4 protein-coding genes are annotated in these 8,205 nt (G+C 53.0%); 3 read left to right on the forward strand and 1 reads right to left on the reverse strand.

Going from position 1 to position 8,205, the window contains the following annotated elements; translation table 11 throughout:
* Window positions 1-38: 38 nt before the first annotated feature.
* The gene (locus ACQ4MZ_RS31090; RefSeq protein ID WP_430851910.1) at window positions 39-4,259 is read right to left on the reverse strand and encodes a M4 family metallopeptidase; all 4,221 of its coding nucleotides are present in this window, start codon (window positions 4,257-4,259) and stop codon (window positions 39-41) included.
* Between the two features lie 261 nt (window positions 4,260-4,520).
* On the opposite strand from ACQ4MZ_RS31090, the gene ACQ4MZ_RS31095 reads away from it, so the two are divergent.
* From ACQ4MZ_RS31095 to ACQ4MZ_RS31105, 3 genes are read left to right on the forward strand one after another with little or no spacing between them, the layout of a single operon-like run.
* A complete protein-coding gene (locus tag ACQ4MZ_RS31095; RefSeq protein ID WP_430851912.1) occupies window positions 4,521-5,567 on the forward strand; it encodes a glycosyltransferase family 2 protein in 1,047 nt (348 codons plus the stop codon).
* A gap of 14 nt (window positions 5,568-5,581) precedes the next feature.
* Window positions 5,582-7,249 (forward strand): ArnT family glycosyltransferase, encoded by a 1,668-nt coding sequence (locus ACQ4MZ_RS31100; RefSeq protein ID WP_430851914.1) that lies wholly within the window; start codon window positions 5,582-5,584, stop codon window positions 7,247-7,249.
* 3 nt (window positions 7,250-7,252) lie between these two features.
* Complete coding sequence (locus ACQ4MZ_RS31105) at window positions 7,253-8,152, forward strand: lysylphosphatidylglycerol synthase transmembrane domain-containing protein (protein WP_430851916.1); 900 nt, start codon at window positions 7,253-7,255, stop codon at window positions 8,150-8,152.
* The last annotated feature ends 53 nt before the right edge of the window (window positions 8,153-8,205 follow it).

Raw genomic sequence — 8,205 nt, forward strand, 5'->3', positions numbered from 1 at the left:
GCAGATTACTGCAACCCATTTTTGTTGGTCTCAAATCGTCAGGGCCTGAGGACCGACAGCTGGTAGTGTACCTTATCATTGGTAATCAGTACCTGATAAATGCCCGCCGGCAGTTTACCGAGTTGCATTGTGAGCCTGCCATTTTGAAAAGTGGCTTTTTCCTTCACCATTACGGTTTGCCCCGAGGTGTTGATCACCTTCGCATTCACCCATGAACCTTGCAGGTTCGGCAGTTCGATATGAAGCACCGATTCGACAGGGTTGGGGTAAAAGCGGATATTTCCGGCCGAAGGTGCATCGATTGAGACAATGCGGCTGTAAGCGTATTTGCCGTCGAAGTCCACCTGTTTGAGACGATAATAAGTAATCCCCTTGTTGAAGTCCACGTCCGTAAAACTGTAACGGTTTGTTACGGAGGCATTGCCTGCGCTTTTCACTCGTCCGGATTCGATGAAGCTCTTGCCATTGGCGCTTTCTTCGATCGCGAAATAGTCGCTGTTGCTCTCCGAACTGGTCGTCCATTGAAGCACATTACCTTCAGAGGTATGTTTTCCTTCGAAATTCACGAGTGTTACAGGCAATGCGGACCCCGGAGGCGCATTGGAGAGGCCGAACCCGGAGAATCCGGTGTTGAAGGTTGAAGTAAATGCGTAGTCGCCGTTGAATGCCGGTGCCGATACCACCGCTACCAGCGAAGTATTGGCGGCGTCGCTCGTTGCGATGCCCACGGGGCTTTTGCCCATCGACTGGATATCGGCCGGCGTGAAGGTGTTTAATTCGGACGCTTTGTAGTAAAGCGTAATTTCGTATTGCCCGGAAGGATTGTTATTGGTAGGCGTTACTTTGAAGGTTTTGTTTGTTACCTTATAATTTCCCAGCCATGCCGTTTCATTTGCGCCGGACCGATCGACCTCAACAGTGGTACAGCCATAATCATGAGCGCTCAGGTTCTTGATTTTGGCCATCAGGTTACCGGTTGCCGGATCGTAGAAAACCGCGGTTTCGTTTGGCCCGAGATATTGCTGTGCAGCATTGCCGGTGTTGACCGTTGACATGATCTGGGTGGAATTGGTGGCCGTTAGCTTCACATCGTCGATTGCCCACCATATTTCCGACCGGGAGACATAGCGGAACCTGAACTTCATATTGACGTTCGCATAGTTATCCGGAATATTCAGGACTTTTGTATTCGACGTAAAGCCGAACAGGCTTCCAAGATTGCCGGTCGCCTCATTTTGGGTCAGCAGGAGATGCCATGCCGAGCCGTCCCAAACTTCAACAGTTCCTACCTCAGGATCACTGCCGGCTTGCACTTCCCATATCTGTTTGAAAGTAAGCACCATGTTTTTTCTGCCAGAGGTGTTGATGGCAGGGGACTCCAGGGTTTCGTCGAGAATGTAGCTGTTACTGATATTGCTGTTTACAAAGAAGAACGGTGATCTGTTTTCGAAGCCCGCGTTGGTATATTGGGCTATCCCCCATGTATGCTCCGAATTGCCTCCGTTGATAACCTTCCAGCCCTGGGGCCCGTTATCAAAGTTGGAACTCAGTAGTTCGTCGGTGTAATTGCCCGGTTCCAGGTCGTCGTCGTTAATCGTCAACTCGAAATTTTGCAGGCTGCTTGCCGCATAGCCATCGCCGCCATTCGCATTCAGTCCGTACGAGAGGTTGATCGTTTCGGGCCCCTCTACATACGCGTCGTTGAACACCCTGACGGTAACTGTCTTGCTCATAGAACCCGCATCGAGCGTAACGAATGCAGGGGAAATGGTGTAGTCGCCGTTTGCGCCTTGCCTGGCCGTGCCTGTCGGCGCGTTGAATGTAACAGTTACCGGTTGTGTAGGTGCTTTGTCGATCCCTACGGTCACCACTTTGTCGATGTATTTGAGGCAAGTCGATGGATCCACATTAGTTGCTTCCCCCTCGTTCATGCTGGTCCCTGCCGCCGCGAAGTGAACTGCCGGTGTAACCGCGCAGGTGAACACCCGCACATCATCCACATACCATCCTTCGATACCGCCGCAGATATCGGTGCCCAGCTCGAAGCGGAACTGAATGGTGTGCCCGGGAAGAAGGTTAAGCGACGACAGGTTGATTTGGCTTTGACCCCATGAACCCGTGACCGATCCCTGGTCGGTTCCGGTAAAGGCGGCGAGCCCCTGGAGCGGATTCGAGTTACCTGCTCCGCTGGTGTTCAGGAAATTATTGTAGCCGTTGGCGGTGAACGCCGCGGCGGGTACCTGTGTCCATTCGGAAGCACCGTCGATCCTGTATTTGACTATGCCCCCATCCCAGGTATCTTCTATTGCGATGAAATGGTCAAATGCCAGACTCAATGTACCGGCTGTACCAGCGGGAATCGCGATTACCGGGCTCTCCATACGGATGATGCCGGTCTGGTCGGTAGCTGTGTTGCAGTTGCCCCCCTGGTAGTCGATTCCGAATGCGGCGTGACCGGCACGTCCGCCCGGTGATGCTACCTGCTGCCATTGGCGGTTCACCCAGCCGGCGGACGACGTCGTGAAAGAGGTGGTGAACCCTCCGAGGCCCGATTCAAAACCTTCGTAAAAGATTGCCAGTCCTGCATTTGCACCCTCGCATAGTGCGGGTGCCGGTTGGAGCGTGGCTGCGAATCCGCAATTATTCGCAGCGCGCAGCTCGACGGCAGCGATGACCTTAACAAGCTCGGCAACGTCGGCAGCCGAAATCTTCTGATTGTACAGGCCGGCAGGGGTTGGATCCGTAGACAAGCCTTGCAAATCGGCGTCGATCAGGTCGTTGGCGGCAGCTTCGAGAATATCGGCCTGGGCGGCAAAATCGGTTGTCGCAGTCATATATACCGATTGCGCCCGCCAGAAAATATGAGCGGCTTTTGTGAGGCCTATGCCGTTGATAGTTTGGCCATTGTAAGTGCCGCCATCGACCAGCAATGCATAAGCATGGTTAAGTACGCCGCTATTGATGTGTACGCCACCTTCATCGGTGTTGGCACACCAGTATTGGGGATCGGTCACTTTACCGGGGTCCCCCTTGCAGGTGGGATCCCACATATCCCGGATTGCCCCGCCGAATGCAGTGGCTTTTTCGCCCATTAGCCACCGGTCCGAACTTGCACATCCGGTCCGGTTTGCACTGGATTCGCCTCCGTCCATATAACCGCCGTCGAGCTGGTCCACGGTTTCACCCCAAATATCCGAATAGGCCTCGTTCAATGCACCGGGCTGCCATTGGTAAATCAGTCCGCTGGTGTATTCGGTATAGGCATGGCCCCATTCGTGCGCTACAACGTCGTCGGTGGCGGTACCCGTACAGTAGTTGGCGCTTACACCGTTCCAGTTGGCGTTCGGGCACTGGATGGCAGGGTTGTTGTTGATCGTGATCATGGTTGCATCCGCGCCATTATAAGAGGTGTACCCGAATGCATTTTTAATCAGATTGTAAATGAAACCCGCGCTTTGCACTTCTGATTGCTGCCATTGGTCGAGCGAACCGGGAAACGGTTCGCCCTCCTGCCACTTGCGGTTAGAAACGCTGATCGACGTTTCGTAAAGCACCCGGTTGATGTTATGCATACCCTTGAACTGCTCGACGAGCGCACCGCTGTGTGCGTCGATAAACAGAAATTCACGTACATCGGCATCATTGCGCACTTCTACTTCGTACACGAGAAATTTCGCCCCGTTGTAACCCTGGGCGAGCCCTTTCTGAAAAATGTAAAGTGTGCTTTTGTAGGCTTTCACAGGAACCGACGATTTACCCAGCTGCTGTGTGGTCACAATTCCGGTTGCGATGGATTCCGCCTCGTGCTGGGCAAGGGTAGGCACTACATTGACCTTGATCTCGGAAATAAAATTGCCGTTCAGGGCTGTGAGGGCCTGACCCTTGTTGTAATGGAATTTCATCAGGCCGTCATACACCGGTACACCCTTGTAAGTTTGTTGCAATGTGACATTCTGCAGACCGTAGTTATCTGTTTTCTGCTCCCTGAGACGAAATTCATCTTCGCCGGGGCGGAGTGCGAAAAGGGTTTTGTACTGTGATGTGAAGTTCATGGATTTCTGCTGAGCATCGCCGCCGTTGATGGGCAAAGCCCTTTGAGCGGGAAAACGGAGGAAACTCAGCGACCCGGTAGCGGGGTCAATGGTAGGCAGCGCGCCGGTGTTGGCCGCGAATGCGTCAATTGCTCCTTTTGTTGACTGCGAAAAAGAGGCGTGAACGCATAGCAAGAGCAGGGGAACAACGAGTAAACTGTGTTTCATAGAATTCGTAGAATTATTGGGGTGACTGGTATCGAATATAAGTAAATATTCGATTCTTCAAAACATGTAGTAAGATCTATTTTTTATCATAATGTGTCTTTATTGTAGCCAAATCGATAAAGTTTACTGGTCGCTCAATGTGTTTGTTATCAAATTGTTAGATGTGTGATTTTGGTAAACCATTAATCACGGCTTCGTTGTTGCGATAACGAGGCACTGTGCTGCCTTCACATCAACAACCATCACACCATTTCGATTAGAATGGAAGAATTTTTCGAGCTGCATGCATCGTATGATTTGTTTCCTGAAATACGGAAAAAACACGGTTGCCAGATTTCCGTTGTTATTCCACTTTTTAATGAGCAGGATAACGTACCCCATTTGCTCCAAGCGGTGCGCGATACCCTGAAAAACTTCAATTACGAGATCATAACGGTTGACGATGGCTCTACCGACGACACCGTAAAAAGGTTGAAACAGGCCGGCGACGAGCGTTTGAAGGTCATTGTGATGACCCGTAATTTCGGGCAGACCAGCGCTATGGCCGCCGGCATTGCCCATGCTTCGGGGGAATACATCGTTACCCTCGATGGCGACCTTCAGAACGATCCGGCCGATATTCCCGCGATGCTCGAACACGCCCGAAGCGGGCATTGGGACATCGTGGCGGGATACCGCGCCAACCGGCTCGATGGCTGGCTCCTCCGCAAACTACCCAGCCGGATGGCCAATGCCATGATCCGAAACCTCACGGGCGTGCACCTGCGTGACTACGGCTGCACGCTGAAAGTCTTCCGCAGAGAGGCTGCCGAACGCCTCGGGCTATACGGTGAGCTGCACCGGTTTATTCCCGTGCTGGGCAATATCACCGGCGCCCGCATGACCGAAGTGCCCGTACGCCATCACAAACGCCGCTTCGGGAAATCCAAATATGGCCTCGGACGTACCACGAAAGTGCTGGGCGATTTGCTGCTGATGGTTTACATGCAGCGCTGGATGAGAAAGCCCATGCATCTTTTCGGCGCATTGGGCGGAAGCTTCCTGGCTGCCGGTGTACTGCTGCTGCTCTGGCAATTGATTCACCTGTTTTCAGGCACCACCGGCACCCTGGCGGGTTTAGCGCTGGCAATGTCCGGCATCGTGATCGTACTGATGGGCCTGATAGCCGAAATGCTCATGCGCAGCTACTATGAGGGTTCAGGCAAAACACCTTATACCGTCCGCGAAATTATCGAGGGCCCGGTTGAACCGGCTCTCCGGAACGGACACACACCGAAGCAGGGGCGCAGAACGAGCGAACCCGTCTGATCCTGAAATTTTTTATGCAAAAACATCCGCTTTACATCCGGTACCTGTACGCCGGCCTGATCCTCTCGATTTACATCCTGGGCCTGTTGCTGCCGCTTTTCGATAACGACAGTGCGCATCATGCGCTGATAGGTATGCATATGCACCTCACGGGTGACTACGTGAGCCTCATCGACCGCGGCCGCGATTATCTGGATAAGCCGCATATGCTCTTCTGGCTCTCCGCGCTGGGCGATATGCTGCTGGGCATCGGCACATTGTCGTACAAATTGCCTAGCCTGCTGCTGGCGATCCCGGGCATTTACGCTACATTCCGGCTGGCTGCGAGGCTCTATGGCCGGCAAGCCGGAATGCACGCCGTGCTGATCCTGGTGTCCACGCAAGCGTACATTCTCGCTCATAACGATGTGAGAATGGATGCATTGCTGCTTTCGTTCATCATCACCGCTACCTGGCTGCTTTACGAATATACACTCACGCTGAAGCCGGCCCTGCTGATCGCCGGCACTGCCGTGCTGGCATTGTCGTTTTCGACGAAGGGCATGTCGGGAGCGGCGGTCCCGGTGATCGCCGTCGGCTCGCAACTGCTTTATACCCGCAACTGGCGGTTCCTGTTTTCGCTGAAATGGATCTGGGCGATACCGCTTTTCTTTGTATTCATCAGTCCGGTATTATATTCCTACTATTTGCAATATGACCTCCATCCCGGCAAAGTCATTCGCGGGATTAGCCGTACTTCCGGGGTCGCATTTATTCTGTTTCATCAGAATACCGAGCGGCTCAATGGCGTAAACTGGGGGAGCTCCGGCGGCAACGATCCGTTCCTGTTCTTCCATTCGTTGTTATGGGCACTTTTGCCCTGGTGCATGCTGGGTTATTGGGCAGTATTTAAAAGAGGATATGAGTTAATTAAAAGAAGATTTTCTCCTGAGAAAAATGGGGAAATACTCAGCTGGACTACGATTGTCGTGATGTTCTGCATTCTCTCAGCGTCCAATTTCCGCTTACCGCATTATCTCAATATCCTCTTCCCGTTTTTTGCCATCCTTATCGCAGGTGAGCTGGAAAAAGTTAAACCCGAAAGCACCGAAAGCAACGTGCTCAATGGCATGCAAAAGTTCGTGGCGGTGGTTATGATCCTGCTGGGGCTTTTAATCAACCTCTACCTGTTCCCGGTGAAGGCATACGCGATTCTACTGCTGGTGGCGCCGGCACTGTATCTGGTGTTCTACGAATGGCGCATGACCAAGGGCTGGCCGCACCGGTTGATAGGCATTTCACTGAGCGCTTCGGTGCTGGTGAATGTGCTGATGAACGGCAGCTTCTATTATGAATTACAAAGGTACCAGGCCGGACAGCACATTGCCGGCAAAATCAAGGACCTCGGCCTGGAAGAGAACAATATTTACGTCATGAACTGGGAAAGTCCCACGTTGAATTACTATTCCGGGTATTTTTACACCGAGGCCAACTCGGCAGCGTTGGTATCCCGGAAGGATTTCTGGGTGGTGGGGCCAATTGACGAGATATTCGCATTGCAGCGGGCGGGCGGGTTCGGGGCGCGCGAGGCGTATCATTACCTCGATTTTGATACAACGAAACTGAAACCCGGCTTTATCAATCCCCGGACCCGCCTGGAAGCATGCAAGAATATCGGTCTCGTGCATTTGAAAAGAGACTGACGCATGACGAAATACCTGAAATGGCTCCTGAAATTCGCAATCACGGTGGCGCTTCTCTGGTGGGTTTTTAGCCGCATCGACCTGAAAAGTGTATCGGGGGCCATTGACAAGGCCGACAAGCTGCTGCTGGCATTGGCGTTTGTGCCCTACCTGGCCTCCCGCATCACAGCGGCGGTGCGGCTGACTACAATCCTTCAAGCGCACGCAGTAGGGCTGTCGCATTACGGCGGGATGCATTTGCATTGGATCAGCATGTTTTACGGGATGTTCCTGCCCGGGGGGCTGGGAGGCGATGCCTACAAGCTGCTCCGTTTGAAACAGCATTTTCCGGCACAAGGCACGATGCAGCTCACACGCATCTTGCTCTGGGACCGTACTATCGGTTTTGTCATGCTCGGGTTCCTGGCCGGTATGATCGGTATGGTCCGGTTTTACGACAATCCGTTTATTGCCGCCGTACCCGCGCTGGCCTTGCCGGGCGCAGGCGTACTGTGGTGGAGTGCCAAAAAGTGGCTGCCGGGCATTATCCCGGTGCTGGGCCGCATATTGCTGCTGTCGTTCGGCACCCAGGCTTTTCAGATCATTTGTACCGGTTTTTTGCTCTACTCTATGGGCGAAACCAGCCATTGGGCCGACTACGCATTGCTTTTTCTGCTTTCCTCCATCGCCACAGTGTTTCCGCTGAGCATCGGCGGAATAGGCGTACGGGAGCTCGTGTATTTGCGCGGCTCGGTGATGCTGGGTGTTTCAGAGCCCATCGCGGTGACAGTTAGTGTTTTGTTTGATATCATTGTCACCGCAACGGCTGTAACCGGCGCTGCATTGGTAATAGGGAAGCGTTCGGAGATCTCGGCAGACGGCACTTCGCCAAATGAGCGGGATGCGGAGGTTCTTTTGGATTAATGCTTTTTGTTGTTACACTGAGCAGTCGAAGCGCGGTATTTTACTGCATCGCG

It is taken from the genome of Dyadobacter sp. BHUBP1 (genome assembly GCF_050587785.1).
Taxonomy (GTDB): Bacteria; Bacteroidota; Bacteroidia; order Cytophagales; family Spirosomataceae; genus Dyadobacter.

Excerpts from the sequence above, each read along its gene's own strand:
- ACQ4MZ_RS31090 (WP_430851910.1), bottom strand. The coding sequence starts at position 4,259 with ATGAAACACAGTTTACTCGTTGTTCCCCTGCTCTTGCTATGCGTTCAC.
- ACQ4MZ_RS31095 (WP_430851912.1), top strand. The coding sequence starts at position 4,521 with ATGGAAGAATTTTTCGAGCTGCATGCATCGTATGATTTGTTTCCTGAA.
- ACQ4MZ_RS31100 (WP_430851914.1), top strand. The coding sequence starts at position 5,582 with ATGCAAAAACATCCGCTTTACATCCGGTACCTGTACGCCGGCCTGATC.
- ACQ4MZ_RS31105 (WP_430851916.1), top strand. The coding sequence starts at position 7,253 with ATGACGAAATACCTGAAATGGCTCCTGAAATTCGCAATCACGGTGGCG.